23 protein-coding genes and 1 tRNA gene are annotated in these 26707 nt (G+C 74.4%); 6 read left to right on the top strand and 18 right to left on the bottom strand.

Annotated features, from left to right (window positions below; all coding sequences use genetic code 11):
• Nucleotides 1-43: 43 nt before the first annotated feature.
• From E6J59_11370 to E6J59_11360, 3 genes are read right to left on the bottom strand one after another with little or no spacing between them, the layout of a single operon-like run.
• The gene (locus E6J59_11370; GenBank protein ID TMB19606.1) at nucleotides 44-484 is read right to left on the bottom strand and encodes a hypothetical protein; all 441 of its coding nucleotides are present in this window, start codon (nucleotides 482-484) and stop codon (nucleotides 44-46) included.
• Nucleotides 481-3255: a molecular chaperone DnaK gene (locus E6J59_11365; protein ID TMB19605.1), complete on the bottom strand. Its 2775-nt coding sequence runs from the start codon at nucleotides 3253-3255 to the stop codon at nucleotides 481-483. Before E6J59_11365 ends, E6J59_11370 begins: the two co-directional genes overlap by 4 nt.
• An 8-nt stretch (nucleotides 3256-3263) precedes the next feature.
• Nucleotides 3264-4079: a DUF2760 domain-containing protein gene (locus E6J59_11360; GenBank protein ID TMB19604.1), complete on the bottom strand. Its 816-nt coding sequence runs from the start codon at nucleotides 4077-4079 to the stop codon at nucleotides 3264-3266.
• On the opposite strand from E6J59_11360, the gene E6J59_11355 reads away from it, so the two are divergent.
• Nucleotides 3909-6272 (top strand): hypothetical protein, encoded by a 2364-nt coding sequence (locus tag E6J59_11355; GenBank protein ID TMB19603.1) that lies wholly within the window; start codon nucleotides 3909-3911, stop codon nucleotides 6270-6272. The two genes, E6J59_11360 and E6J59_11355, sit on opposite strands and share 171 nt — an antisense overlap.
• On the opposite strand, the gene E6J59_11350 is transcribed toward E6J59_11355, so the two are convergent.
• The 7 genes from E6J59_11350 to E6J59_11320 form a co-directional block, all read right to left on the bottom strand.
• Nucleotides 6269-7186, bottom strand: coding sequence for a DUF72 domain-containing protein (locus tag E6J59_11350; protein ID TMB19614.1), 918 nt, complete (start codon nucleotides 7184-7186; stop codon nucleotides 6269-6271). The genes E6J59_11355 and E6J59_11350 overlap by 4 nt on opposite strands.
• A gap of 74 nt (nucleotides 7187-7260) precedes the next feature.
• Entirely contained in the window at nucleotides 7261-8580 is a 1320-nt protein-coding gene (locus E6J59_11345; protein ID TMB19602.1) for a nicotinate phosphoribosyltransferase, read from the bottom strand.
• On the bottom strand, nucleotides 8577-9155 hold the full coding sequence (locus tag E6J59_11340; GenBank protein ID TMB19601.1) for an isochorismatase family protein: 579 nt from the start codon (nucleotides 9153-9155) through the stop codon (nucleotides 8577-8579). The genes E6J59_11345 and E6J59_11340 overlap by 4 nt, the downstream gene beginning before the upstream one ends.
• A 32-nt stretch (nucleotides 9156-9187) precedes the next feature.
• A complete protein-coding gene (locus E6J59_11335) occupies nucleotides 9188-9598 on the bottom strand; it encodes a hypothetical protein (protein TMB19600.1) in 411 nt (136 codons plus the stop codon).
• Nucleotides 9599-9600: 2 nt separating this feature from the next.
• Nucleotides 9601-10608 carry a phosphotransferase family protein gene (locus tag E6J59_11330; protein ID TMB19613.1) on the bottom strand — a complete coding sequence of 336 codons (1008 nt, stop codon included), beginning with the start codon at nucleotides 10606-10608 and terminating at the stop codon, nucleotides 9601-9603.
• Nucleotides 10609-10622: 14 nt separating this feature from the next.
• A complete protein-coding gene (locus tag E6J59_11325) occupies nucleotides 10623-11267 on the bottom strand; it encodes a hypothetical protein (protein ID TMB19599.1) in 645 nt (214 codons plus the stop codon).
• Entirely contained in the window at nucleotides 11267-13387 is a 2121-nt protein-coding gene (locus E6J59_11320) for a bifunctional aldolase/short-chain dehydrogenase (GenBank protein TMB19598.1), read from the bottom strand. The genes E6J59_11325 and E6J59_11320 overlap by 1 nt, the downstream gene beginning before the upstream one ends.
• Nucleotides 13388-13412: 25 nt before the next feature.
• On the opposite strand from E6J59_11320, the gene E6J59_11315 reads away from it, so the two are divergent.
• The gene (locus E6J59_11315) at nucleotides 13413-13937 is read left to right on the top strand and encodes a nuclear transport factor 2 family protein (GenBank protein ID TMB19597.1); all 525 of its coding nucleotides are present in this window, start codon (nucleotides 13413-13415) and stop codon (nucleotides 13935-13937) included.
• A 302-nt stretch (nucleotides 13938-14239) separates the two neighbouring features.
• Here the strand turns inward: E6J59_11315 and E6J59_11310 are convergent, their stop codons facing one another.
• Genes E6J59_11310 through E6J59_11295 form a run of 4 tightly spaced genes read right to left on the bottom strand, consistent with a single transcriptional unit; the run spans nucleotide 14240 to nucleotide 18859 of the window.
• Nucleotides 14240-14824: a hypothetical protein gene (locus E6J59_11310; protein ID TMB19596.1), complete on the bottom strand. Its 585-nt coding sequence runs from the start codon at nucleotides 14822-14824 to the stop codon at nucleotides 14240-14242.
• Nucleotides 14825-14834: 10 nt separating this feature from the next.
• Nucleotides 14835-16133: a sodium:proton antiporter gene (locus tag E6J59_11305; GenBank protein TMB19612.1), complete on the bottom strand. Its 1299-nt coding sequence runs from the start codon at nucleotides 16131-16133 to the stop codon at nucleotides 14835-14837.
• Between the two features lie 49 nt (nucleotides 16134-16182).
• Entirely contained in the window at nucleotides 16183-16485 is a 303-nt protein-coding gene (locus E6J59_11300) for a DNA-binding protein (GenBank protein TMB19595.1), read from the bottom strand.
• Nucleotides 16486-16516: 31 nt separating this feature from the next.
• Entirely contained in the window at nucleotides 16517-18859 is a 2343-nt protein-coding gene (locus tag E6J59_11295; protein ID TMB19594.1) for a transpeptidase-transglycosylase, read from the bottom strand.
• Nucleotides 18860-18939: 80 nt separating this feature from the next.
• Between E6J59_11295 and E6J59_11290 the strand changes: the two genes are divergently transcribed.
• From E6J59_11290 to E6J59_11280, 3 genes are read left to right on the top strand one after another with little or no spacing between them, the layout of a single operon-like run.
• A complete protein-coding gene (locus E6J59_11290) occupies nucleotides 18940-19125 on the top strand; it encodes a hypothetical protein (GenBank protein TMB19593.1) in 186 nt (61 codons plus the stop codon).
• 52 nt (nucleotides 19126-19177) lie between these two features.
• Nucleotides 19178-20395, top strand: coding sequence for an acyl-CoA dehydrogenase (locus E6J59_11285; GenBank protein TMB19592.1), 1218 nt, complete (start codon nucleotides 19178-19180; stop codon nucleotides 20393-20395).
• 21 nt (nucleotides 20396-20416) lie between these two features.
• Nucleotides 20417-21505: an acyl-CoA dehydrogenase family protein gene (locus tag E6J59_11280; protein ID TMB19591.1), complete on the top strand. Its 1089-nt coding sequence runs from the start codon at nucleotides 20417-20419 to the stop codon at nucleotides 21503-21505.
• 3 nt (nucleotides 21506-21508) lie between these two features.
• Here E6J59_11280 and E6J59_11275 read toward each other — a convergent pair whose 3' ends face one another.
• Genes E6J59_11275 through E6J59_11265 form a run of 3 tightly spaced genes read right to left on the bottom strand, consistent with a single transcriptional unit; the run spans nucleotide 21509 to nucleotide 25504 of the window.
• Nucleotides 21509-22186 carry an ABC transporter ATP-binding protein gene (locus tag E6J59_11275; GenBank protein ID TMB19590.1) on the bottom strand — a complete coding sequence of 226 codons (678 nt, stop codon included), beginning with the start codon at nucleotides 22184-22186 and terminating at the stop codon, nucleotides 21509-21511.
• Nucleotides 22187-22191: 5 nt separating this feature from the next.
• Nucleotides 22192-23142, bottom strand: coding sequence for a hypothetical protein (locus E6J59_11270; GenBank protein TMB19589.1), 951 nt, complete (start codon nucleotides 23140-23142; stop codon nucleotides 22192-22194).
• Between the two features lies 1 nt (nucleotide 23143).
• Nucleotides 23144-25504, bottom strand: coding sequence for a DUF3604 domain-containing protein (locus E6J59_11265; protein TMB19588.1), 2361 nt, complete (start codon nucleotides 25502-25504; stop codon nucleotides 23144-23146).
• 30 nt (nucleotides 25505-25534) lie between these two features.
• Here E6J59_11265 and E6J59_11260 point away from each other — a divergent pair, with 30 nt between their 5' ends.
• Nucleotides 25535-26563, top strand: coding sequence for a HupE/UreJ family protein (locus E6J59_11260; protein ID TMB19587.1), 1029 nt, complete (start codon nucleotides 25535-25537; stop codon nucleotides 26561-26563).
• 57 nt (nucleotides 26564-26620) lie between these two features.
• Here the strand turns inward: E6J59_11260 and E6J59_11255 are convergent.
• Nucleotides 26621-26694: transfer RNA gene (locus E6J59_11255), tRNA-Val, on the bottom strand.
• Between the last annotated feature and the right edge of the window lie 13 nt (nucleotides 26695-26707).

Below are 26707 nucleotides of genomic sequence, written 5' to 3'. Positions count from 1 at the left end.
CGGCAACCGGAGCCGGCACGGCCGAAGCCCGACCTGCGGGCTTTCAGTCGTCGTCGTGCTTGTGGTGGCCCTTGCCGTGCCCGTGTTCGTGGCCCCGGCCGTGGCCGGCCCAGGGCGGCGGCCCGTGCTTCTTACAGTGCCCCGGCGGCACCCTGTAGTAGCCGACCGGCACGGTGAGGATCGGGCGCGGCACGCGCTCGAGCGTGACGAAGCTCCACGGCCCGTTGAAGCTCGCGGCGTGGAACCAGTGGTCGCCGTGGAAGGTGTAGTAGAGCCCGCCATAGTAGAAGTAGTTGTAGGGCAGGGACGGCGCGTAGTAGACGGGCGTCCGCGGCACGACCACGAGCGGCGGCGGGGCCTCCACCACCACGGGCGGGGGTGGCGGCGGCACGCCGATGTTGATGCCGATGTGCACGTCGGCGCCGCGGGCAGGCGCGGCGAGCACCCCGGCCGCGAGCACGATCCCGAGTGACGTTCGCCTCATCCTTGGTCCTCCTCTGCGTCTATCGGCGGCTGACGCCGGTTGCTTGAGCTGTCGGCTCCGGCGCCGCGAATTCTGAGCCCGGCCGGCAGCGCCTCGTCGAGCAGCCGCGCTTCCTCGCGCGCCTCGAGCGGCACCGGCTCGCGCACCAGGCGCGCCGCACGCTCCCCGTTCGGCGCTGCCGCCAGCCGGCGCGCGATCCGCTCGCGCAGCGAAGCGTCGAGGTCGCGCTCACGGTCGCCCGTCGCGCGCGCGATCTGGGCGAGCGCGAAGGCGTAGGCTTCGGGGCGCGGCCAGGCGGCGGCGAGGAGCCGCTCCGCCCACGCAGCCGCCGTGTCGCGCGCGACCACGCAGTTGAGTGGGCCGTAGAGCGGCGCCCGCGCGCCGAGGCGCGCCAGCGCCCACAGCTCCGGCTCGGTCGCGCGCCCGCGCTCGGCCTCGGCGACGAGTACGGCGCCCAGCGCGGCGCGGGCGCCCGCGGCGAGCCGCTCGCAGCTCCCGATCGCCTGCCACATCTCTCGCAGCTCCTGCGCGCCCGGGCGCGGGCCCTTGGGCTTGCCGCGACGGAGGAGCGCCGGGCTCACCTGCTGGAGGAGGTGCTCCTGCTGCCGCGCTCCGAGTCCGCCCGCGATCCGCTTCCAGAGGTTCCACCACTCGGCGCGGCACTGTGCGGCACGCGGATGGCGCAGCTCGGCGCCGAGCACGCGCCAGAGACGGCTCACGCGCAGCTCGTCGCCGGGATCGCCGAAGCCCGGGCGGAGGAGGAAGCCGGCGAGGTTGAGCCAGCGCGCCTCGCGCGCGGGTGCGCGCGCGCGTGCCGGCTCGAGCGGCCAGAGCGCGTCCCACAGGGCGCGGATCGCGCCGAGGGGCCAGGCGTCGCGCCCGGCGCCGAGCGCCCCCTCCAGGCGGCGCGTCAGCGTGACGGCATCGTCGCCGCCCGCGAAGGCGGCGCGCAGGAGGCCCGCCGCCTCCTCGACGCGCGCGGGCTCGATCACCAGCCCGGCCGCTTCGCCGGCCGCGGGCGCCTCTCCCACCGGCTCGCGCAGGCGGAACTCGAGGCGCCAGCGGTGGTCGGTGGTGCGCGAGCGGCACCAGATCTCGAGCGTGCCGATCTCCGTGAGGCGTACCTCGAGGTGCACCGGGAGCGCGGCCTCGACCAGCTTGCGCCCGAAGCGGAGCACGGTGCGGATGGGCGGGAGCGGCGCCAGCCCAGCGGCCGCGACGAGGTCGCCCGCGCGCTCCCCGCTCCGGTCCGTCGCCGTGAGCAAGGGAAGGGACACGGGCCGGTTGGCGAGCAGCTCGAACTCGGGCTCGGCGATCTCGAGCGCCTCGCCCTCCTCCATGCCGCGCGGCACGAGGCAGAGGGCGCGCCCGTCGCCGAGCCCCAGGTAGTACGTCCGCGCCGCGCCGCCGCCGATGCGCACGCCGAGGCCGCGGCGCGCGAGCCCGAAGTAGGCCGCGCCGCGCGCCACGGCGAGCTGCAGCGACTCGCCCTCCAGCACCGCGGGGCGGCGCCCGCCGTGCCAGGACGCGACGACGTCGCACAGGCGCTCGCGCACGCTCTCCGGCTCGAGGGCGCCGCCGTTGAAGAGGAGCGCGTCGGGGCGCGCGAGCGGCAGGTCCGCCTGCCCCGCTGCCTCGCGCTGCCGGGCGAGGAACTCGGCCAGGTGGCGGGTGATCTCCGGCTCTTCGGCGAAAGGCAGCCCCCACTCGCGCGGCGCGAGCCCCGTCCCGCGCCGCGCCTGCGCGTCGGCGGCGACGCGCGGGAAGAAGCGGTCGAGCACCACGGCCTCCACCTCCGCGCGCGTGAGCCTGGCCGCGAGCGCGCCGCCGACCACCGCGCCGCCGCGGCCCGGTACCGAGAGGCGGACTTCGCCCGGGCAGGGATCCGCGAGCAGGCGCTCCTTCGCCGCCCGGCACTGGCTCACGAGCCCGTTGAACCGCTGCGTGTCGAGCTGGCCGCCCCTCGCCAGCAGACGCGCCTCGACCTCGCGCGCCAGGGCGAGGTCGATGTTGTCGCCGCCGAGGAGGAGGTGCTCGCCCACGGCCACGCGCTCGAGCCCGAGCTCGCCGCGGCTCGCGCGGGCGGCGATGAGCGACAGGTCGGTCGTGCCGCCCCCGACGTCGACGACGAGGACGAGCGGATGCGCCGCCACGCGCGCGCGCCAGTCGCCCTGGTGCGCCGCGAGCCAGGCGTAGACGGCAGCCTGCGGCTCCTCCAGGAGGACCACGTCGGGCAGCCCGGCCGTGCGCGCGGCAGCGAGCGTCAGCTCGCGCGCCACCTCGTCGAACGACGCCGGCACGGTGAGGACCACGTCCTGCTCGGCGAGCGGCGCGGGGAAGCTCGCGTCCCACGCCTCGCGCAGGTGCGTGAGGGTGCGCGCCGACGCCTCGACCGGCGAGACCTTCGCCACCCCGTCCGCGGCGCCCCAGGGCAGGATCGCGGCCGTGCGATCGACGGCCGCGTGGCAGAGCCACGACTTGGACGAGGCCACCAGGCGCCCGGGGACGCGCGCACCCTGCTCGCGGGCGAAGAGGCCCACGCACCAGGCACGGCCCGTCGCCCAGGGTGGATCGAGGCTGCCCGGGGGCAGCTCGTGCGCGCCAGCCAGGTAGAGGAACGAGGGCAGCGTCGGCCGCGCGCCCAGCTCGCCCGGCGCGACGAGCTGCGGCACGTCGAAGACGTGGAGCGTGCGCCCGGCCTGCGTGTCGACCCAGGCGCAGGCGGTGTTGGTCGTGCCGAGGTCGATGCCGACGACGAAGCGGGCGGCCATCGACTCGACTAGGCGATCTCCACCTCGGCCGGCGCGATGATGTGCGGGTCCCGGCCGCGGCCCGCGGGGAAGGTCACGCGCGTCACGCGCCAGCCCGCGTGGCGCAGCACGCCGCGGAAGGGCGGCCCGCCGCCGACGTTGCCCGTGAGCCGGATCGCCGCCGGATCGAACCCGCCCTCGATCGTCACCATCTCGCCTTCGGCCGCCCGCAGCACCGGCTCGAGCGCGACCCGCTCGTCGAGCGCCTTGCGGCAGCCCTCGTGGATGCCGCGCACGGCGGCGCCGATCTGCTCGTCCGGGTAGGGCGCGAGGTCCTCGGTCACGAAGTCGACGAAGCGACCCTGCTCCTGCAGGAGTCCGAGGAGGCCGAGCGCTTCGGTGCCCGGCGACTCGGCGGGCGGCGGAGGCGGCGCAGCCGGCTCTCGAGCGGGCGGCGCGCCCGGCCGCGAGGGCAGGAACGCGACCACCACCGCCAGCGCGAACGGTGCGCCGACGCGCCAGGCGGGCGCGTCGCCCGCGACGAGGAAGTTCCCCGCGGCGACCGCGGCCGCGAGCACGAGCGCGAGGAGGAGACGTGTGAGGAGCATGCCCGCCTTGCTATCACACGGCGGTGGCGCGGCAAGCATGCGAGGGCGGGATTGCATCGCGAGCGGATGCGGGAAAGAAACCCCTTCATGCCCCCGCTCGAGCGCTACGCGCGCTTCCTCACCCGGCATGCCTGGACGGTGCTGGTCGCCGTCGGCGTGGTGACGGCGGCGCTCGTTGCCGGCATGGGCCGCCTGCGCGTCTCGATCGACATCGAGGCCAGCCTGCCCGCGAACCATCCCTTCGTGCAGATCGACCACCAGATCCGCCGCGAGTTCGGCGGGCGCAACACCATGATCGTCGCCATCGTGCCGCGCGACGGCGAGGTGTGGCGGAGCGACGTGCTGCGGGTCGTGCAGGAGGTGACGCTCGCGGCCCTCCGCCTCCCGGACGTAATCGCGCCGAACGTCGTGAGCCTGGCCGCGCCGAGCGTGCGCCACGCCGAGGAGGAGGGCGGCACGATCCGCGTCGATTACCTCATGCGCGACGTCCCCGAGACGCCGGAGGAGATCGCCGCCCTGCGCGCCCGGCTCGACGGGGAGCCGGCGCTCCGCGGCCTGCTGGTCACGCCCGACCAGCGCGCCGCGCTCGTCATGCTGGACTTCTACGACGGCACCTCCGGCCAGGACGTGTTCGCCCGCACGACGGGCCTGGCCGAGCCGTACCGCGACCGCCCGCTCGACTTCTACTTCGCGGGCGAGCCCATGTTCGTCCTCACCGACCTGGAGCAGTCGCGCGAGGTCGCCTGGCGCATCCCGTTCACCTTCCTCGTGATCGCGGGCATGCTGCTCGTCTCGTTCCGCAGCGTGCAGGGCATGCTCGTCCCCATGCTGACCGCGACCCTCAGCACGCTCTGGGGTCTCGGGCTCATGGGCTGGACGGGCATCGTCATCGACGGCTGGAACGTCGCCGTGCCGATCCTGCTGATCGCGGTCGCGGCCGCGCACTCGGCGCAGATGCTGAAGCGCTACGGCGAAGAGGTCGAGCGGAGGCGCGACAACCGCGCCGCGGTGATCGCCTCGACCGTGTCGATGGGCCCCGTGATGGTGGCCGCCGGCGCGACCGCCGCGCTCGGCTTCGCCTCGCTCGCGCTCTTCGGCGTACGCTCGATCGGGAACTTCGGCCTCTCGTGCGCGTACGGCATCGCGAGCGCCGTGCTCCTCGAGATGACGTTCATCCCGGCGCTGCGCGCGCTGCTCCCCGCGCCGCGGCGGGTCCCGGGCGAGGGCGGCCCCACCCACCGGGTGCTCTCCACGCTGCACGCGGCGATCTTCCATGCCGGCGGCCGGCGCATCCTGGTCGCCACCGTGCTGGCGCTCGCGAGCGCCGCCCTGGGCGCCCTCTTCATCCGCACCTACGGCTCGACGCGCGAGTACATGCCGCCCGACAGCATGGCGCGCGTGCACCTGGCCGAGATCGAGAAGCACTTCCCCGGCACCGTCACCATGACGATCCTCTACCAGGGGCCGCCGGGGAGCGCGCGCACGCTCGGGCTCGTGCGGCACCTGGCCGCGCTGCAGGACGAGATCGCGCGCGACCCGCTGGTGCTGCGCACGGCGTCGCTCGCCGACCTGGTGAAGGCGCTGCACAAGACCTTCAACGCCGACGACCCGCACCCCTACCGCCTGCCCGACAGCCAGGAGCTGCTGGCGCAGCTCATGTTCCTCGGCGAGTCGCCCGCCTTCGAGCGCTTCACCGACCGTGCGCTCGCGAAGGCGCTGCTGGTCGCCTACCTCCGCACCGACGACTCCGCGCGCGTCGGCCCGCTCGTCCGCCGTGCGCAGGCCTGGGTCGCCGCGCACCCGGCGCCAGAGGGTGTCCGCGTGCTGATCGCGGGCGGGGTGGGGCCCACCATCCTGGCCGTCAACGAACACACCACGCACGGGAAGCTCTTGAACACGCTGGTCGTGCTGTGCGTGATCTATCTGGTCTCGTCGCTCATGCTGCGCTCGGCTCTGGGCGGGCTCTACGTGGTCTCTCCGATCGTCGCCACGATCGCGATCCTCTTCGGCGTGCTCGGCTGGACCGGTATCCGCCTCGACATGGGCTCGGCGTCGGTGATCGCCATGGCCGCCGGCATCGGCGCCGACTACGCCATCTACTTCCTCTACCGCCTGCGCGAGGAGCACGCGCGCGCACCGACCGACGAGGCTGCGTTCGACGCGGCGCTACACACCTCGGGGCGCGCCGTCCTCTTCGTGGCGGCGAGCATCGGGGCCGGCTTCTCGGTGATGGGGTTCTCGAAGTTCCTCGGCATGCGGCTGTTCGGCACGCTCATGCCGATCGCCATGGCGGTGTCGTGCCTCGCCGCACTCTCGCTCATGCCGGTGCTCGTGCTGCGCACGCGGCCGGCGTTCGTCTTCGGGCGCGCGGCGAAGGCGTCCGCCGGGCGCGCGCCGGCGTCGCGCGCCGCGGCAGGCCGCCAGGCCTAAGAGCCCTCGGCGAGCAGGGCAGCGAGGTCCTTCGCGTTCTGCACGGCGTAGTGGCGGTAGCAGTTGTTCATCAGCACGTGGACCTGGCGGGTCCTGGCGGCGAGGTGCCGGAGCCTCGGCGCCCACTCGCGCAGCTCGTCCTCGCGATACGCGTATCCGAAGCGCTCGGCCGTGCCGGCGCCGGGCTTGTCCCATGCCGTCGCGTTGCGGCCGTGGAAGCGGACCACGGCGAGCGCGTCGGAAGTCGCCGCGGCGACCGGCGGCACGCTCGCGCGCGTACCCTGAGGCTCGTCGACCGACACGTACACGAAGCCGCCGCGGCGGAGGAAGTCGAGCGTGCGCTCGCGCCGCGCCTCCGCCAGCCAGCGCGCCTCGCGGAACTCGACCGCGATCGGCGCGCCGGGGAGCCTCGCCGGCACCTGCTCCAGGTAGGCCTCGCTCGCGCGCGAGGGCGTGAACCACTTCGGCATCTGGAAGAGGAGGTAGGCGAGCTTTCCCGCGGCGCGGAGCGGCTCCAGGGCGGCGTGAAAGCGCCGCCAGAGCTCGGCGAGCACCGCCTCCGGCAGCTCGTTGGCATAGACGCTCCGCTTGCGGCGCAGCTCGCGCGGGAGCTCGTCCAGCAGGTCCCGGTCGAGGCGCGCCGGCTCGAGCGGATGCCGAGTCAGCGCGGCGTGGGCCTTCACGCCGAACGCGAAGTCGGGGGGCGTGCGTGCGGCCCAGGCGCGCGCGTGGGCCGCGGACGGCAGCGCGTAGTACGTCGCGTCCACCTCGACCACCGGGAAGTGGCGCGCGTAGTAGCGCAGCCGGCGCTCGGGCGTGCCCGCCGCGGGCGGATAGAAGGCGCGGCTCGCGAGCAGCGTCCGGTCGGTCCACGAAGCGGTGCCGAAGGCGACGTTGCCGACGCGCGCGGGCATGGGCCCATGGTCGAGCGCGGCGAGCGGCGGCACGGCCGCGAGCCAGTCGCCGCCGGGCGCGGTCAGACGAAAGCTCACCGCCCGTCCAGCGTTGCGGCCAGGGTGCGGAGCGCCGGGGCGACGGTGACCGGGTAGGCGGCGCCGGGCTCGAGGCGGCGGAGCGGCTCGGGAAGCCGCCCGAGCTCGCCGGCGGCGTGCGCGCGGGACGCGACGAGCGACGCGGAGAGCCCGAGGCGCCGCCCGGCGCGCATGACCGGCACGAGGAGCGGCGTGCCCGCCTGCGGGTCGTCCTCGAGCGCGAGGACGTCCCCGCACATGCGGCCGTCGTCACCGTGGCGGCGCCAGACCTGCTTCCGGCCCGGCCAGCTCGCCTTGCCTTCGGAGCGCTTGCGCCGCGGCCGCCCTGCGTACTCGACCAGCTTGTAGGCGCAGTCGAGATAGGGCGCGTCGGCGGAGGTGACGAGGCGCGTGCCGAGGCCGAAGCCGTCGATCGGCGCGCCGCTGGCGATCAGATCGCGCAGCCCGTCCTCGTCGAGGTTGCCGCTCGCGAAGATGGTGACCTCGCCGAGCCCGCCCGCGTCGAGGATGCGCCGGACCCGGCGCGCGTGCTCGGCCAGGTCGCCGCTGTCGAGCCGGACGCCTCGCACCGCGACGCCCTCGCGCGCGAGCGTGACCACCTTCGCCGCCGCCGCCTCCGTGTCGTAGGTGTCGAGCAGGTGCACCGCGTGCTCGGGGTCGTCGGCGGCGAAGTGCGCGAACGCCTCCGCCTCGTCGTCGTGCGCCTGCACGAAGGAGTGTGCCATGGTGCCGTAGAGCGGGATGCCGAAGCGCGGGTTCGCGAGCACGGTCGCGCTCCCGGCGAGCCCGGCGAGGTAGCTCGCGCGCGCCGCGAGCAACGCTGCCTCCGCGCCGTGCGCGCGCCGCAGGCCGAAGTCGACGAGCACCTTCCCGGGCGCTGCCAGCACCGCGCGCGCCGCCTTGGAGGCGACGAGCGTCTGGAAGTGGAGCAGGTTGAGCAGCCGGCTCTCCACGAGCTGCGCCTCGGGTAGCGGCGCCGTGACGCGCAGGATCGGCTCGTCCGGGAAGAAGACGGTGCCCTCGGGCAGCGCGTGCACGTCGCCGGTGAAGCGCAGGCGCGCCAGGTAGTCGACGAAGGCGCGGTCGAAGCGCCCCTCGCGCGCCACCCACGCCAGCTCCTCGCCGGTGAAGCGCAGCGTCGCCAGGTACTCGAGCGCCTGCTCGAGCCCCGCGGCGAGGAGGAAGCCGCGCGCGGGCGGCAGGCTGCGCACGAAGAGCTCGAACACGGCCGGCTCGCCCATGCCGCGGCGGACGTACGCGTGCAGCATGGTGAGCTGGTAGAGGTCGGTGAGCAGGGCGCCGGACTCGGCGCTCATGCAGCGAGCAGGTCGCGGCGGATCGGGACGGCGCCCAGGCGGATCATCTCCGCCTCCGCCCGGCGCCCGTCGTCCGGCCGGACGTCGACGGCGCGGACCGCGTCGCCGAGCAGCACCGCGGTGTAGCCGCGCGCGAGCGCGTCCTTGACGGTGTGGAAGACGCAGTAGTCGGTCGCGAGGCCGCCCACGAACACGCGCCGCACGCCGGCCTCGCGCAGGCGCGCGTCGAGGTCGCCTCCCTGGAACCCGGAGTAGGTGTCCTGCTCGGACAGCGTGTCCTTCGACACCACCACGGTCGAGGGCGGGAGCGCGAGGCCGGGCGCGAAGCGCGCGCCCTCGCTGCCGGCCACGCAGTGAGGGGGCCACGGCCCGCCGCGCGTGCGGAACGAGCAGTGGTTCGGCGGATGCCAGTCGCGCGTCGCGAAGATCGGCAGGCCGGCGCGGACGAAGGCCGCGACGTAGGCGTTCAGCGGCGGCACGACCTCGTCGCCCCCGGCGACGGCAAGGCTGCCGCCGGGGAGGAAGTCGTTCTGCACGTCCACCACGATGAGGCCGTCACCCGGGCGGAGAGTCACGGGCCTAGAATGGCGCGGATCCCGGCCGCGCGCTACCGGGTCGTCCCGCCCGCGGACTCGAGCAAGCGCGGGTTCGCGACCCGGAGCTTGTCCTCCACCGTCGCCCGCACGTGGGCGCGGAGCGCGTGCCGGAACGGGCCGGCGTCGGCGTCGCCGCGGCGGATGCGCTCGGCGAGGGCCGCCGTCCCGTCGCGCACCGCGGCGCGAAGCGCCTCGAGCCGCGGGAGCGGCTCGCTCGCGCGGCCGAGGAGACCTGCCAGCCGCCGCCACTCGGCGAGCAGGCTCGCCTCCTCGCCCGCCAGCTCGCGCCCCACGATGGCGAGCACGTTGGCCGCGACGCGGGCGTGGAACTGCCGCGGACCGTCGAGGGCGGGCACCACCTCCTCCTCGAGGAAGGCACGCACGGCTTCGAGCAGCTCGGTCGCGCCGGGTCGGTCCTGCATGCTCACGCCTCCGTCAGCTCGAGGAGCTCGAGCTCCATCTCGGCGACGCGGCGCCCGAGGCTCGCGAGCTCGACGCTCCGCGCGCCGTCGATGAAGCTCCGCGCCTGCATCACGCAGATGATCGCCCACTTCAAGTTGCCGAACACCTCCCACCAGCGCACCGCGGCCGAGTCGACGGGCGCGCCGGCGGCGCGGGCGTAGGCGGCGAAGAACTCCTCGCGCCGGCAGAGGCCGCCGACCGGCTGCGCGTCCGCGCCGAAGCGCCAGGAGCGCACGCAGAGCCAGCCCAGGTCCTCCATCGGATCGCCCGCGTGGGCGAGCTCCCAGTCGAGCACGGCGCGCAGGCCCTCGGGCCCGAAGATGACGTTGCCGATGCGGAAGTCGCCGTGCACCAGGGTCTCGGCGCGCGGCGCGGGCGGCGCCGCGGCGAGCCAGCGGAGCGCGAGCTCGAGCGCCGGATGCGGGTCGAGCGTGACGGCGCGGTAGAGCTGCTCGTGGCGCGCGAGCTCCGCCGCCGCGGGCGTCGCGTCCGCCGGCGGCCGCGGCAGGAAGGCGAGCGCCGGCGCGCGCGGGTCGAGGGCATGGATGGCGGCCAGCGCCGCGGCGAGCTGGCCGGGGAGCGCGGCGCGCGCGGGCGCGTACTCGGCGTCGCGCAGGAGGCGGCGCGCGAGCGTCTCGCCCGCGACGAAGTCCATCACGAAGAAGGGCGCGCCCAGGACGGCCGGGTCCTCCTCGCACCAGCGCACGCGCGGCACCGGGAGCCCGGCGGCGTGCGCCGCGGCGAGGACGGCGAACTCGTCGCGCCGGCTCGAGTGCACGGGGTGTCCCGGCGGGTCGCCGCGCAGCACGAGGCGCTCGACGCCGCCGCCGGGCAGTGCCGCGTCGAAGGCCCAGAGCTCGCGCGAGGCGCCGCCGGCCAGGCGGCGCAGGCGCTCGACCGCGACCCTCTCGGCGCCGAGCCGGCGCGCGACGTCGCGGGCGAGCCGCTCGGCGAGCTCGTCGGGCGTGATTCGCGTGCCCCCTTTCAGGCGGGCAGCCCGAGGCGCTCGGCCACGCCGCGCTGGACATCGTGGAACGTGGCGAACTCCTCGCAGGCGATGGCGCGCGCCCGGCACCAGTCGGCCAGGCTCCCTCCGCGCCGGGCGAAGACGACGTCGGCGACGGCCGCGGACTCGCGGTCCGAGAAGCCGTCGCCGACGAGGATCGTGCGGCGGCCTGCGGCGCGCGCGCTCCGCAGCGCGGCCGCCTTGTCGTGTCCGTGCGGCGAGTCGTCCCGGAAGCGGCACTCCCAGCTGCCGGGACGCAGACGATTGGCCCGCACGTCGTGCACGGGCGCGCCCGTGGGCCCGAGGAGCAGCTCGATGATCTCCTCGAAGCCCGCGCTGAGCACGGTGAGCGGGACGTGGTTTGCCGCGCACCAGCGCGCGAAGGGCGCGAAGCTCGCGTCGACGGTGACGTGGGCGCGCAGGCACGCAGCCGCCTCGGCGAACGGCACGCGGATGGTGCCGAGGTCGCGCGCGACCGCCTCGCGCAGGCTGAGCGCGCCATCGCGCAGGAGCCTGCCCGTCTCGCGGTAGTACTCGGGGCCAGCCCCGAGGCGCTCGGTCAGGAACCTGAGCGTGTCGGGCTCCGTGATGGTGCCGTCGAAGTCGCAGAAGACGTGCAGCATCAGCGGGGAAATGCGTCCGGCACGCCCCCGTCGACGGGCAGCGTCGCACCGGTGGTCGGGGTCAGGTTGGAGGCGAAGAACACGACCGCGTTGCCGACGTGCTCGGGGGTGACCGCCGCCTTGAGCAGGTTGCGCTCCCGGTAGTAGTCCCGCAGCTGGGCGGGATCGAGGCCGCGCGAGCGGGCGCGCGCCGGGCCGACCGCCTGCCACAGGCCCGAGGGCCGCTTCGCGTCGCCGAAGACGGCGTCGGCGTTCACCATGTTGACGCGCACGCCGGCCGCCGCCAGCTCGAGCGCGGCCACCTTGCCGAGCTGGTGCGCGCCCGCCTTGGAGGCGCTGTAGGCCCCGAAGTCGGCGCCCGGCGCGAAGACGTTCTTCGAGGAGTTGACGATCACGTTGCCGCCCGTGCCCTGGCGGCGGAAGAGCGCCGCGACCTCGCGCAGGACGAGGAAGTAGCCGACGAGGTTCACGTCCACCACCCGGCGGAAGGCGGCCGGGTCGGTCGCCTCGATCGGGCTCACGTGCGCGATCCCGGCGTTGAGCACGAGGATGTCGACGCCGCCGTAGAGCCGGCACGTCTCGGCGAAGCCGGCCGCGACCGAGCGCTCGTCGGTCACGTCCATCACCACGCCCGCGGCGAGGCCGCGCCGCCCGGGATCGAGTTCCCCGGCCGCGGCCTCCAGGCGCTCGCCGGCCAGGTCGGCCGCCACCACGTGCGCGCCCGCCTCGATCAGCTTCTGGCAGACCGTGAAGCCGATCGCGCCGGCGGCGCCGGTGACGAGCGCCACCTGCCCGGCGAGCGCCGCCTCCTTCGCCTTCCCGAGCTTCGCCTGCTCGAGGCTCCAGTACTCCATGTCGAAGAGGTCCGCGTCGCCGAGCGCCGTGTAGCGGCCGATCGCGTTGGCGAGCGCCTTGGCGCGGAGCGTGTGCTCGGCGATGTCGGCCGCGATGCGCGCGTCCTGCTTGGTGCGCCCGGCGGTGAACAGGCCGACGCCGGGCACGAGGATGACGCACGGCGAGGAGTCGAGCTTGGTGACCAGGGTGCGCGCACGCGCACGGTTGGTCTCGAAGTACGCGTCGTAGGCCTCGCGGTAGCGGGCGACGGCGGCGGCGAGCCGCTCGCGGAGCGCGCCCGGATCGTCGAGCGGGAGGTCGCCGGGGAGGAGCAGCGCGGGCCCCTTGGTGCGGATCACGTGGTCGGGGGTGAGCGGGTTCGCGGCCGCGATGCGCGCCGCGTCGGACCCGGCCAGGATGTCGAGCGTCGCCTCGCTCGCGCGATGCTCGAGGATCATGCGGCGCCAGGGCCGGTCCGCATCGCCCGTCGCCTCGGCGAGCGCGCCGCGCAGCACCGGGGCGAGCCGGGCCGCGGCCCCGGCCGGCGGGACCTCGAGGCGAGCGCCGCGGCCGGTCGGGCGGCGCGCGCGCGCCCGGGCGCGCACGAAGCGCTCGGCGCGGTCGGCGCCGGCGATCATCCGCTCGTAGGCGGTGCGCGCATCGTCGGCGAAGGTGAAGAGGCCGTGGTTCATGAGCACCAGCCCCTCTACCGACGGGTCGCGCTCGTAGACCTCCGCCGCCAGCTTGGCGAGCGCGAAGCCGGGCATGACGTAGGGCACGATCGCCCAGCGCGGGCCGAAGGCCTCGCGCACCATCGCCTCCGCCTCGTCGCGCGGCTGGTTGGTCAGCACCAGCGCGATGTCGGCGTGGGTGTGGTCGACGAAGCGATGGGGCAAGAAGGCGTGGAGCAGCGTCTCGACCGACGGGTTCGGCGCGCTCGCGTCGAAGAGGTGGGTGCGGAGCTGGTTCACCATCTCCTCGTCGGACAGCTCGCCGAGCGCGCGCAGCTTGCGGAGATGCGCCAGGTCCACCGCCGGGAGCCCGGGCGGCTCGATCGCATCCAGGTCCCAGCCGCTCCCCTTGACGAAGAGCGCCTCCACCCGCTCGCCGACGAGGGTCGTCACCGTCCCCTTGAGCGACGTGTTGCCGCCGCCGTGCATCACGAGGTCGGGGTCACGGCCGACGAGCCGCGAGCCGTAGACGCACAGCGCCAGGTCCTCGCCCCAGCGCGGTGCGAGGCGCTCGACGAACTCGGCGGCCTCGCGCTCCGACCAGCGGCTCTCCATCGGGCGCCCACAGTAGGCGGGCGGCCTGAACCTTTTCAAGCTGCTCGCGCCGCTACCTCTTGGAGCGGCACCCGACTCTGGAGTATCTCACCTACGACCGGGCGATGAACGGGCAGCCGAACCAGCGTCCCAGGTCAGGAGGGATACCGTGAGCCAGCTCTCGGCCGACGACCGCCTCGCCATCCGCGAGATCATCGCCACCTACTGCCACGCGCTCGACCTCGGCCGTTGGGAGGAGTTCGTGGACCTCTTCTCCGACGACTGCCGCCTCGACTTCGGGAGCCTGATGGGCGTCTACGAGGGCCGGGAAGGCGTGCGCCGCTTCGGCGAGCGCATCCAGGGCCTCGGCCTCTTCATGCGCCACTACACGACCAACGTCGTCGTCCGCGGCGACGGCGAGCGCGCCCGCGCCGAGTGCTACGTGCTCGCCGTCACCGGGCCGCCCGGCGCGAGCATGCAGACCACGGGGCGCTACGAGGACGAGTTCGTCAAGGTGAACGGCCGCTGGCGCCTGCGCGTGCGGCGCGCCCTCCTCGACCAGCCCGCGTAGCCCAGGAGCCTTACTCGGACAGGCTCCTAGCTAGGCCGTCACGGGCGGGCGGCCCCGGCGGCGCCTGGTCTTGGAGCCTGGCGGCCGCCCGGGACCGCGGCGCCCACGCCGCCGGCGGCGGCGCGTCGTCCCGGCCCCGCCGATGGTGCCCAGGAGATTCGAAATCTGCTGACCGAGTTCCTTGCGCACGAGTTCCCGGATCGCGGTGACGAGGCTCTTCTGTCGTGGCATGCGCTGTCCTCCCGCTTACGGATGGTTGCTCCTACTCCAATGGTTCGAGCAGGGCAAGATGCGCAGGCACGCTACGTGACCAGGAATTTCCCTTCGAGATGGAGTGGACCGGTTTCCACGAAATCCAGCGTCCGCGCGCGCTGCCAGACCTCCAGAACTCCTTCGAACGAACCGACGATGTCGCCGGATACGCGGTAAACGTACTCGTGGAGCGGCGCGAATGGCTCGGGACCGTGCGCCTCGGGATGCTTTTCTTCCTCTTCCGAGCGCCGTTCCACCCGTACACCGACGGGTAACGCGGTGAGCAACGCGCCGCGAATCTGCGCCGCCACGTCACGCGAAAATGCCTCGGCTCGGAACGAGAATTTCGCCGATTCGAGCAGCCGGCGGCGTTCCAACGCGAGCCCCACCTCCCTGCCGCGCTCGCCGAGCGCCTGCGCCAGCGGCACGGCGAGCGGCTCCGGCGCCAGGAAAATCTGGTGGGAGCCGGCCGCGAAGAGCGCCCGCAGGCGCTCGCCGGGCGATCCCAGCTCCAGCGCGACGTCGCTGCCGAAGACGCCCCCCGCGCGCTCACCGCTGCCGGCCAGGAAGCCGGCTACGAAGGCGCGCAGTGTCCGCTCCGCACCCTCGACCACGAGCTCGTGCCAGTCGGTCATGATCGACCTCTCACTCGAAGAATACCAGAGTCGCCAGCGCAAACACGGGAATCAAGACGGGCAACGAGTAGCGCAGAATGTACCCGAAGAACGACGGCATCGGCACTCCCGCCTCCTCGGCGATCGACTTGACCATGAAGTTGGGCGCGTTTCCGATGTACGTGTTCGCCCCCATGAACACCGAACCGGTCGCGATGGCCTGCAGGAAGGCGTGATTCTCGGCGATGAGACGATGGATCGCCTCGCGCTCCGCCACGCCCGGATACAGTCGGCCGAGCGCCGTCGACAGGAAGGTCAGGTAGGTGGGCGCGTTGTCGAGAAATGACGACAGGATTCCGCTCGCCCAGAAGAAATGCGCCGGCTCGCGCACGGCGCGGATGACGAATGCGAGCGCGCCCTGCTCGCCCACGCGCAGCATGGCGAGCGCGGGAATGATGGTCGCGAAGATGCCCGCGAACAGGATCGCCACCTCCTTGATCGGCTCCCAGGTGAACTCGTTGTCGTCGCGAATGCGCTGCGGCGTCGTCCGCCAGGACGCCGCCAGCATGAGGAGGAGGATCGCGTCGCGCACGAGGTTCTGCCCCCGCTGGGCGACGCCGAGGATCGTCACCTCGCCGAGCTGCACGGTCCCGGAGAGGATGACGGCGGCCAGCACGCCGCCCAGGAAGAAGACGTTGTGCCAGCCCTCCACCCGGATCGGCTCGCCGGGCCCGGCCGGCCGCGCGCGCACGAGCGCGTCCTCGCGCCGCCACCAGTAGAGATCGAAGCACAGGTAGGCGCCGAGGACCGCGCCCGCGGTGAACAGAATCTCCTTCCAGAGCGCGAAGGTCCAGAAGAACGGCACGCCGTGGAGGAAGCCCAGGAAGAGCGGCGGATCGCCGAGGGGGGTGAGCGCGCCGCCGATGTTGGCGACGAGAAAGATGAAGAACACCAGCGTGTGAGCCCGGTGCCGGCGCGCGCGGTTGGCGCGCAGGAGCGGGCGGACGAGGAGCATGGCGGCGCCGGTCGTTCCCACCCACGAGGCGAGCAGCGTCCCGCTCAGCATGAGCGTCCCGTTCACCCAGGGTGTCCCGCGCAGCCCGCCGCGCACGTAGATGCCGCCGCCGATCGTGAAGAGCGCGCCGAGCAGGATGATGAAGGGCACGTAGTCGACCACCGTCACGTGCGCCAGCTCGTGGCGCGCGGGCGCGCCGTAGGCGAGAACGAAGGGCACGATCACCACCGCCGACCACGCGGCGGACACCTTCGGATAGTGGTGGTGCCAGAACGCCGGGGCGAGGAGTGGGAAGAGCGCGATCGAGAGCAGCATGCCCGCGAACGGGATGGCGCTCCAGGAGGGCAGGAGCGTGCCGAGATCCTCAGCGTGCACGGCCCTGCACGACCACCCGGTCGAGGATGCGGTCGAGCTCGCGCTCGGTCAGGATGCCGCGCGCGACGAGATCGTGGGGCTCCGCGTAGGGCCGCCCCTCGACGATCCGCCTCGCCATGCTGGGCGTGATCCCGGGCAGCTTCTCGAGCTTGCGCAGCGGAGCGCGGTTCAGGTCGATCGGCGCGGGCTTGTCGGTGTCGGGCGCGTGGCTCCGGTGGAGCAGACTGCACGCCGGGGCGATCAGCGCGGTCGCGAGTACCAGGGTGGCGAGCCGTGCGAGCGCGCGGGGCATGGGGCCGCGGAGCCTACCCTGCTCGTCGCCCTCAACGAAAGAGGCGGCGGAACCATTCACCCAGGCGCCGGCCCGTCGACCCGACGGCGCGGCCGCCGCCGCGCATGGCGCCGCCGACCTCCTTGCCGAAGGCCGTCCACACCGCCCGGTGGAGCGGGCACGCCTCGCGCGGCTCCGTCCCGACGAGGAACGGCTCGCGGCGGGTCGTCGGGCAGTCGGCGGTGGCGAGCCCGCCGGAGTCGGGATCGACGTCGAGCCAGACGATGTCGTCGGGCACCGGGAAGTCGCGCTCGCTCGCGTCGCCGCCGATCGCGCGCACGAAGTCGGTCCAGATGGGCAGCGCCCCCTGCGCCCCCGTGAGGCCGGTCGGCCCGCCCCGGTCGAGCCCCACCCAGACGCCGGCCACCACCTCGGGCGTGAAACCGATGAACCACGCGTCGCGGGTGTCGTCCGTCGTGCCGGTCTTGCCCGCGGCCGCGCCGCTGAGACCCGCCGCGCGCGCGGAACGACCGGTGCCGCGGTCGATCACGCCTTCGAGGAGATGGGTGACGAGATAGGCGACGCCCGGGTCGAGGACGCGCTCCTCCTCGGGCGGGGCGGCGTAGAGGGTCTCGCCGTCGGCGGAGGTGACGGCCACGACGAGCCTCGGGGGCCGGCGCACGCCGCCGCTCGCGAACACGCCGTAGGCCGCGGTCAGCTCGAGGAGCGAGGTCTCCGCCACGCCGAGCGCGAGGGCCGGCACGCGCGGCAGCGGCTCGGCGATGCCGAGGTCCGCGGCCGCGCGCGCCACCGCGTCGACGCCGACGTCGAGCGCCACGCGCACCGTGGCCGCGTTGCGCGACTCGGCGAGCGCGTCCTCGAGCGGGAGCGTGCCCGCGAAGGTGCCGTCGTAGTTGGCGGGCTGCCACTCCCTCGCGCCGACGCGCACGGAGAGCGGCGTGTCCTCGACCGGCGACACGACGGTGCGCGGCTCGGCCGCACCCCGGCGTGCGGGGTCGAGCGCGGCCACGTACACGAACGGCTTGAAGGCCGAGCCCGGCTGGCGGTGGGAGCGCACCGCCCGATCGAGCGGGCTCGAGCCGTAGTCGCGGCCGCCCACCAGCGCGCGCACGCGGCCGGTGGGCGGGTCGAGCGCCACCAGCGCCGCCTCGAGCGGCGCGCGCCGGCGCCGCCCGCGCTCGAGCGCGGCGAGCCCGTGCCGCGTCGCGCGCTCCGCCTCGCGCTGCGCGTCCGCGTCGATCGAGGTGAAGACGTCGAGGCCGGGCGCCTCGGCGACATCGCGCGGCAGGAGCCGCGGCAGCTCGCGCGCGACCTCCGCCGCCACGTAGAGCGCGGCCACCGGCCGCGCCAGCGGCGGGGCGAGCTTGACCGGCTCGGCCATCGCCTCGGCGCCGGCCGACCGCTCGAGCAGCGCGCCCCGCACCATGAGCTCGAGCACGCGGTTGCGGCGCGCGAGCGCGGCGCGCGGGTGGCGGCGCGGCGAGAGGCCGTTCGGCGAGCGGATGATGCCGGCCAGGAGCGCGCACTCGGCCGGGTCGAGGTCGCCGAGCGGCTTCCCGAAGTAGACCTGGGCCGCCTGGCTGAAGCCGTGGACGGGGAGGCCGCCGTCGACCCCCAGGTAGACCGAGGCGACGTAGCGGGCGAGGATCTCCTCCTTGCTCGCGTGCGCCTCGAGGAGCAGGGCGAGCACCGCCTCCCGGAGCTTGCGGGAGAGCGTGCGCCGCGGCGAGAGGAAGGCGTTCTTCGCGAGCTGCTGCGTCAGCGTGCTGGCGCCCTGCGCCGCCGCGTGGGCGCGCAGATCGGCGGCCAGCGCGCGCGCGATGGCGATCGGGTCCACGCCCGGATGGAGGTAGAAGTTCCGATCCTCGGCGGCGAGCACCGCCGAGCGGCAGGCGGGCGGCGGCTCCTCGGGGCTCGTGCCGAGCGTCGGGCCCGCGCCGCCGATCACGGCGAGCACCTCGGGCTCGAGCTCGAGGCGGTCGAGCGCGCCGGCGGCCAGGTCCTCGATCGCGGTGACCCGCTCGGCGTCGAGCCCCAGGCGTACGTGCCGCGCCGGCTCCGCCCAGGGCACGGGCGAGGGCCGCTCGGCGAGCTCCATCGTCGCACCCGCGGCGCGGTACTCGCCCGGCGCGAGCGCCCGCGTCGGGTCCGCGACCGGCCGGTAGCCGAGCCGCTCGAGCTTGCGGGTGAGCGAGCCGCCGGGCACCGCCTCGCCCAACGCGAGCCGTGTGGGCGCGGCGTACATGCGCGTGCCGCCGAGCGGCGGCCCGGCCAGGTAGGTGCGCACGCGCGCGTCGAGCCGCATGACGACGAGCGCCGCGCCGAGGCCGAGGACCAAGCAGCCGACGAGGAGAAAGCGCCGCAGCCGCACCACGCGTCTCTCCTACAGGCAGCGGAAGATTTTTTCACCTGCCCCTTGTCAAGCCGCGCCGCCCGGGGCTATGAGCCGAGCAGATGGACGTGGCCCCGCGCCAGGATCAGTTCGACGCGATGATCCAGGGGTTGCACGACAGCGCCGACCTGCTCGAGCGCCTCGGCCGCGACGTCGCCGTGCGGCGCATCCTGGTCGACGTGCTGGGCGATCTCCTGAACGCCTCGATGGCGACTGTCCGCTTCGTGGCGAGCGCGCTGCTCGACTGAGCGCCCCGGAAGCTGTAAGCAGTCGGCCGACCGCATCCGGGAGGACGCGCCCGTGAACCTCGAGTACAGCGCCGAGTACAAGGACTTCCGCGCCCAGGTGCGCCACTTTCTCGCCGAGCACTGGAGCCGCGAGGACGCCGCCCGCCAGCCCGACCCGGACGGCATGGCCGCCTTCGCGGGGGCGGTCCCCCTGGACGAGCGAGCGACCGCGTTCCGCCTGAAGGCGATCGAGCGCGGCTACCTCTACCGCCACGTCCCCCGGCGCTACGGCGGCGGCGAGCAACCGCCCGACCCCCTCAAGGCGACCATCATCGCCGAGGAGTTCCGCCGCGCCCGCGCTCCCCACGAGATGGTCGGCCAGGGGCCGAGCATGCTCGTGCCGACCCTCCTCGAGCACGGGACCGAGGCGCAGAAGCAGCGCTTCATCCCGGGCACCCTGCTCGGGAAGATCCGCTGGTGCCAGGGCTACAGCGAGCCGGGGGCGGGGAGCGACCTGGCCGCGCTCCGCACCCGCGCCGTGCTCGAGGGCGACTCGTGGGTCGTGAACGGCCAGAAGATCTGGACCTCGAGCGCGCGCGAGTCCGACTGGATGTTCGCCCTGGTCCGCAGCGAGCCGGACAAGCCGAAGCACGACGGCGTCAGCTACCTCCTGATCGACATGAAGACGTCCGGCATCGAGGTGCGGCCGCTCCGCCAGATGACCGGCGATGCCGACTTCAACGAGGTGTTCTTCGACAACGTGCGCGTGCCGGCGGAGAACCTGGTCGGGCAGCGGGGCCAGGGCTGGCTGGTGAGCCGCTCGACCCTCAAGCACGAGCGCGCGCTGATCGGCGGCTCGCAGCTCACGCGGCGGACGTTCGACGGCCTCGTCATGCTGGCCAGGGCGCTCGTGGTCCACGGCCGGCCCGCCATCCAGGACCCGGTGGTGCGGAGCCGGCTCGCGGAGCTCGAGGCGCGCCTGCTCGCGAACGAGTACCAGGGCTATCGGCTTCTCACCCTGAGCGCGCGCGGCGAGGAGCCCGGGCTCGCGGGCCTGGTGATGAAGCTCGCCTCGACGACCCTGGGCCACGACATCGCGAAGCTCGCCATGGACGTGATCGGCGACCGCGCGCTGCTCGCCCCGGGCGAGCCGAACGCGCCGGCGATGGGCATGTTCGGCACCGCCTACATGTGGTCGCTCGGGGTGCTGATCGCGGGCGGCACGGCCAACATCCAGCGCAACATCATCGCCGAGCGCGGCCTCGGGCTGCCGCGCGACACGCGCAAGTGACGGCGGCGCACGGAGCCTGAGATGGACTTCGGCCTCTCCCCGGACCAGGTCCTGCTCAAGCAGACGATCCGCCGCTGGCTCGAGACGGAGTGCCCGACCGCGCGCGTGCGCGCCATCATGGAGAGCGAGAGCGGGCACGACCCGCGCCTGTGGGAGGGGCTCGCCGAGCTCGGCGTGCCCGGGCTCCAGGTGCCGGCCGCGCACGGGGGGTCGGGACTCGAGCTCCTCGACCTGGCGCTCGCCGCCGAGGAGCTGGGCTGGTGCTGCACGCCGGGCCCCTTCCTCGCATGCGCGCTCGCGACTGCCGCGCTCCTGGCGAGCGGCGACGCGGAGGCCGCCGGGCGCTGGCTCCCGGCCATCGCGCGCGGCCGCGCGCTCGTCACCCTCGCGCTCGGCGAGGAGGGCGACGAGTGGGATGGCGCGCGGCTCACGACGCGGGCGCAAGGCGGGACGCTCAGCGGCCGCAAGCCCCTCGTCCCCTACGCCGCGCTCGCCGACGCGATCCTGGTCGCCGCCGAGGACGCCGACGGCCCGGGCCTCTGGCTCGTGGAGCGCGGCGCGCGCGGGCTCGGCGTGACGCCGCTCAGCGGCACCGACATGACCCGGCGCGTGGCGGCCGTCGAGCTCGAGGCGGTGCCGGCGACCAGGATCGCCGCGGGGCGCGCGGCGATCGATCGCGCGCGCGACGCGGGCCTCGTGCTCCTCGCCGCCGACGCCTGGGGCGGCGCGCGCCGCTGCCTCGACATGACGGTCAAGTACGCCTTGACGCGCGAGCAGTTCGGCCAGCCGATCGGCGCCTTCCAGGCCGTCAAGCACCAGCTCGCCGACCTCGCGGCCGACCTGGAGCCGGCGCTCTCGCTGTGGTGGCACGCCGCGCACGCCTACGACCACATCCCGGAGCGCGCCGCGCGACACGCCGCGCTCGCCAAAGCCCACCTGACCGACCTCTACGACCGCGCGACGCGCGTCGCGATCGAGCTGCACGGCGGCATCGGCTTCACCTGGGAGTACGACCTCCACCTGTGGTTCCGCCGCGCCGTCTTCGATCGCGCCTTCCTGGGCGAGGCGAGCTACCACCGCCTGCGCGCCGCGGACCTCGCGGGCTGGTAGCGGTCAGGCCGACGCCCCGTCGACCACCCTCCCGTCCTCGAGCGTGATCGTCCGTGCGGCGAAGCCCGCGGCGCGCGTGTCGTGCGTCACCAGCACCACGGTGCAGCCACGGGCGCGGTTCGCGTCGCCGATGAGGGCCAGGATATGCTCGCCGGTGCGTGTGTCGAGGTTGCCGGTCGGCTCGTCGGCGAGGATGAGCGCGGGATCGATCACCAGCGCGCGCGCGATCGCCACCCGTTGCATCTCGCCGCCCGAGAGCTCGTCGGGCCGATGCCGGCGGCGGTGCCCGAGCCCGACCAGGTCGAGCGCCGCCTGGACGCGGTCGCGCACGTCGCGCGGGCGGCGGCGGTCGAGGAGCAGCGGGAGCGCCACGTTCTCCTCGGCGGAATAGGTCGGCAGGAGGTTGAAGAACTGGAACACGAAGCCGATCTTCCGCCGCCGGAAGATGGTGATCTCGTCGTCGCTCATGCGCGAGATGGGCGTCCCCTCGATGACGATCTCGCCCGCCGTCGGCACGTCGAGGCCGCCCATCAGGTGGAGGAGGGTGCTCTTCCCCGAGCCGCTCGGCCCCATGATCGACACGAACTCGCCCGCCGCGATGTCGAGCGACACACCGGCCAGCGCGCGCACCTCGGTCTCGCCCTGGCGGAACACCTTGTGGAGGTCGCGGACGGAGATCATCGCTCCTACCGCCGCTCCACCTCGACGTCGTAGCGCGCGCGGAGGAGCCGCATGCGCTCCTCGGCGCGCTCCGCGCCGCGCTCGCGCAGCACGCGAAGGAGCACCTGGCGGTGAACCTCCGCGAGCGACGGCAGGCGTGCCGGCACGCGCTCGTCGATCCACACGAGGTGGAGACCGTAGCTCGAGCCGACCGGGCCGACCCACGCCCCGGCCGGCAGGTCCGCCAGGGCGCGTGAAAAGCCGTCGCCGAAGATGCGATCGAGGCCGCCGGCGGTCGTCGGGCCGACGTGCGTCCCGCGGATGAAGGGATCGGTGCGCGCCGCGGCCGCGTCGGGGCCCGCGCCCGTGCGGCGGAGCTCATCGAGGAGGCGCTGCGCATCCGCTGCCGCCGTCGCACCGCGCGTCTCCGCGCTCAGGTACACGTGCGTCAGGCGGAGCGTCGGCGGCTGCGTGAACTCCGAGGCGTGCGCGTCGAGCCACGCCTGGAGCTCGGCCTCGCTCGGGACGTCGGCCGGCGCCGGCTTCGCCGCGGCGAGCCGCATCATCTCCACGAGATGGCGGCGGATGACGACGTCGCTCCGCTCGAGGCCGAGGCCGCGCGCCTCGCGCTCGAGCGCCTCGCGGCCGCGCGCGCCGTCCTCGCCGAGGAAGTCGCCAAGGCGGACGAGGCGCTCGCGCGTGACCGGATCGCGCTCGCCAATGCGGGCGGCGAAGGCCTCGCTGTAGAGCACCTCCTCGTCGATCGCGTCCCGCACGAGTGACGCCTCGGCCGCGGGCCCCGGCGGCTCGCCGTGCTCCTCCGTCCACTCTGCGCGCAGCCGTTCGACGTCGGCCGCCGTGACGACAATGCGTGGCCGCGCGCCGTCGTCGCCACCTCCCCCCCACGAGCGCACCACGAGGATCACCGCACCGAGCAGCAGGAAGTGGACGAGCGGCGCGCGCAGGACGCGGTGCACGCTAGTGCGCTCCCGGGACGAGCCGGTCGCCGCGCGCGACCCACAGCCGGGTGTGCGACGCGCGGAAGGTCCCGCTCGCGAGCCCGACGGTCACCATGTGGTCGCTCCGGTCGGCGCCCGAGAGGTCGAGCGGCTCAGTGCGGAGGGTGAGCCTCGCTTCGCGCGTCCCCCGGAGCGCGAGCATCGCCGCCTCGAGGCCGCCGAACGGCCGCGGGAGGAGGAAGCGCGACCCGCGGCGCTCGAGCGTCCCAGGGGGGATGGTCACGGCGAAGATCTCGTCGTCGTCCGTCACGCGCAGCGTGAGCGGCGTCCGCGTGGGGTCGAGCTCGGCGGGGACGCCGCCCAGGACGAGACGCAGGACGAGGCGGTCGGTCGACGGGCGCCCGCCGTAGCGCACGGCGGCGCGCAGCCGGCCGATGGCCTCGGGCCGGTACCACACCGGCGACGTCCACGCGCGCTCCTGGATCACCGGGTCCATGAAGGCGTCGTTCGCCGGGCCGAGGCAGCAGTCGGCGAAGGCCGGGCCCGCCTGCGCCGCCTGCGCGGCGCAGGCGTTCGCGAACGGGTCGACCCCCGCCGCCCTGCACACCCGCGTGCTCCAGCGGCAGGTCGGGTTCTCGAGCACGCGGACATAGTAGAGAGCCCGCTGGCCGCGCTTGAAGTGCGGGTCGCGCCACTCGGCGCACAGCTCCCGGAAGCCCTTCCCGCGCGGCGCGCAGGTCGCCGGATCGACGTCCGCCCCCGTGTTCGCCTTCCCGGCGACGTCGTAGACGCGCTCGTGCGTCCGGCCCCTCGCGTCCGTCCAGCCCTTCACGATCTGGATGCGCTGGAGGTCGGTGCCGGGCTGCGACGCCGTGCCGGGGTCCTTCATCGCCCACGCCACGAAGCGCGGGCTCCGCGCGCCGCGCACGGCACCCAGCTCGCCGCCCATCGGCGTCCCGCTCGCATACGCGTCGCGGACCAACGTGCGCGAGCCGCAACGCACGCCGGCCAGGTCGCCCGCGAAGAAGCGGACGACGGGGCGGGTGCCGCTCGTTGCGTACGTCTCGCGCCGGGCGAGCGCGGAGAAGATCGCGTCGCGCGAGTTCTCCTCGGCCCACGCGACCGTGAGTCCGCCCGGGTTCGTCCGCATCTCGTCGCCGATCTGGCGTGCGGGCGACGAGTCGTTGTTGCCCTGCCCGCCCGCCCAGCCGATCTCGTCGACGCTCCCCGCCGCGCCGTCGTGGTTGTCGGTGCCGCCGACGAAGCCGAAGCGGAAGGGATTCACACCGAGCTTCTGCTCGAACGCGAGCCCGTCCTTGAGCGCGTTCCGCACCATGTTGCGCTGCGGGTAGGCGTCGATGGACGGCACGGCTTCGCCCGGGGTCTGGTCCGGGTGCGGGTCCTGCTCGAAGGTGCAGAGCTCGTCGGCCGTGCCGGCGCCCGCGCGCGCGAGGCGGTCGAAGCGGCACTCGGAGTTGCCCTTGATCTGGTGCACCTCGACGAGCGGCTCGAGCGTCTGCCGGCGGAGCGCCTCGTTCGCGTCGGCCGGGTCGAAGAACTGCAAGCCGCCGCTCAGGTTCGAGTTGTGGGGGATGATGACGGCCTCGCAGCCCGTGCCCGCGTTCAGGCACTCGGTCTCGATCGCCGACCACACGCCCTGCGGGATCCCGCCCCCCGCGGTCTCGATGTAGCTGGCCGCCGCCGCCGGCACGTGCTCGTTGCGGAAGATGATGTTGCGGTGGAGATGCCGGCCGATGGGGCTCGCGGTGTACTCGTAGCCGATGAAGGTCGTGAACGCGCAGGCGGAGGTCCGGTCGTAGGCCGCCGCCGCCGCCGCCTGCTCGTCCTGCCAGGCCGACACCGCCGCCGCGGAGCAGTCGACGCCCGGCGTCTGGCAGAGCGAGAGGTGTGGGGGGTCGGGGATGCCGGCGGGGAAGAGCCAATTGACGATCGTCGGGAACTGTCGGCTGGGCGGCTCCGCCTGCTTGAGGATCTGGCAGAGATGGCTGTCGAAGGCGGGAGAGCTCGGCGTGTCGCAGACGCGCACCTCGCCGAAGAACTCGGCGTGGTCGGTGACCGCGGCGAAGTCGAGCGGGCGGTCGATGGTCGCGCTGCGCGTCTGCTGCTCGTCGTCGTCGGCGAGCGGAATCGTCCCGCCGCGGGCGAACGCGTAGACGTCCGGCGGCGTGATCCGCGTGCCGAAGATGTACGCGTCGGCGGAGAATCGCGTGTGCACGTGGAGCTCCCCGAAGTACGGGCTGCGGAAGAGCTCGAAGGTCCGGCACGGCGCGCGCGTCTCGGTGCGCGCCCACGGGGGCGGCCCGGCGCCCCTCGCCGTGCCGAGCAGCGCGACGAGCACCAGGACCGACGTCCAGCGCATGAGCGCGGCCTCTAGCGTGCGACGCCCCCCTTGTCGAGCGACGGGGGCGATGCGCTAGGATCGCCCGTGGCCCGCCGCCTCGCGTCCGCCCTCGTCGTGCTCGCGCTCGTCCCCGCGACGCTGCGCGCGCACCCCCTCGCGCCGTCGCTGCTCGAGGTCCACGAGCGCGACGGCGGCCAGCTCGACGTCGGTTGGAAGACGCCGCTGCTCCGTGCGCGCGGGGCGGAGGTCGCACCCGTGCTGCCGTCGCGCTGCCGCGACGTCCGGGCGCGCACGGTCGCCGAGGAGAACAGCGGCGTGTGGACACGCTGGACCGTCGACTGCGGGCCGGGCGGGGTCGTCGGCGAGCAGCTCGGCGCGACGGGCTTCGGCGGGAGCGGGATCGGCGCGCTCATCCGCGTGACGCTCGCCGACGGCCGCGTCGTGAGCGGCGTGGTCACGCTCGGCCGTCCGCTCCTCACCGTGCCGCCGCGGCCGCGCGTGCTCGACGTCGTGCGTGACTACGTGCGCCTCGGCGTCGAACACATCCTCACGGGGCCCGATCACCTGCTGTTCGTCTTCGGCCTCCTCCTGCTCGCGGGCACCGTCCGCCGCCTGCTCGCGACGGTGACGGCGTTCACCGCCGGGCACAGTGTGACGCTCAGCCTGGCGGCGCTCGGCGTCGTCGACCTGCCCTCGCGGCCGATCGAGGCGGCGATCGCCGCGAGCGTCCTCGCGCTGGCCGTCGAGCTGGCCCGCCGGCCCACCGCGCCGACGCTCATGCGGCGCCGGCCCTGGACGATGGCCGCCATCTTCGGCCTCCTCCACGGCCTCGGCTTCGCGGCAGCGCTGCGCGCGGCGGGGCTCCCGTCGGGCGACATCCCGCTCGCGCTCGTGTCGTTCAACACCGGCATCGAGTTGGGGCAGCTCGCGTTCGTCCTGACCGTCCTCGCGCTCGGCCGCCCCGCGGGCCGCGCGCTCGATCTCGTGCCAGCGTGGATGCGGCGCGTGCCGGTCTACGCGATGGGCTCCCTCGCCGCCTCCTGGTGGCTCGAGCGGACGTGGGCGATCTTCCGCTGACGCCGCTCGGCCCGCGACCGAAACGCGTGCGTCACGCCGCACTTCCGAGAAGGACAGTGGTCGCACGTGGACTCGAACCACGGACCTCCTGCATGTGAGGCAGGCGCTCTAACCAGCTGAGCTATGCGACCGCGGGAGAACGAC

It is taken from the genome of Deltaproteobacteria bacterium (assembly GCA_005879795.1).
Classification (GTDB): Bacteria; Desulfobacterota; Binatia; order DP-6; family DP-6; genus DP-6.
The sequence above is the reverse complement of the archived record's forward strand: the minus strand, read 5'-3'. Positions and strand labels throughout refer to the sequence as shown.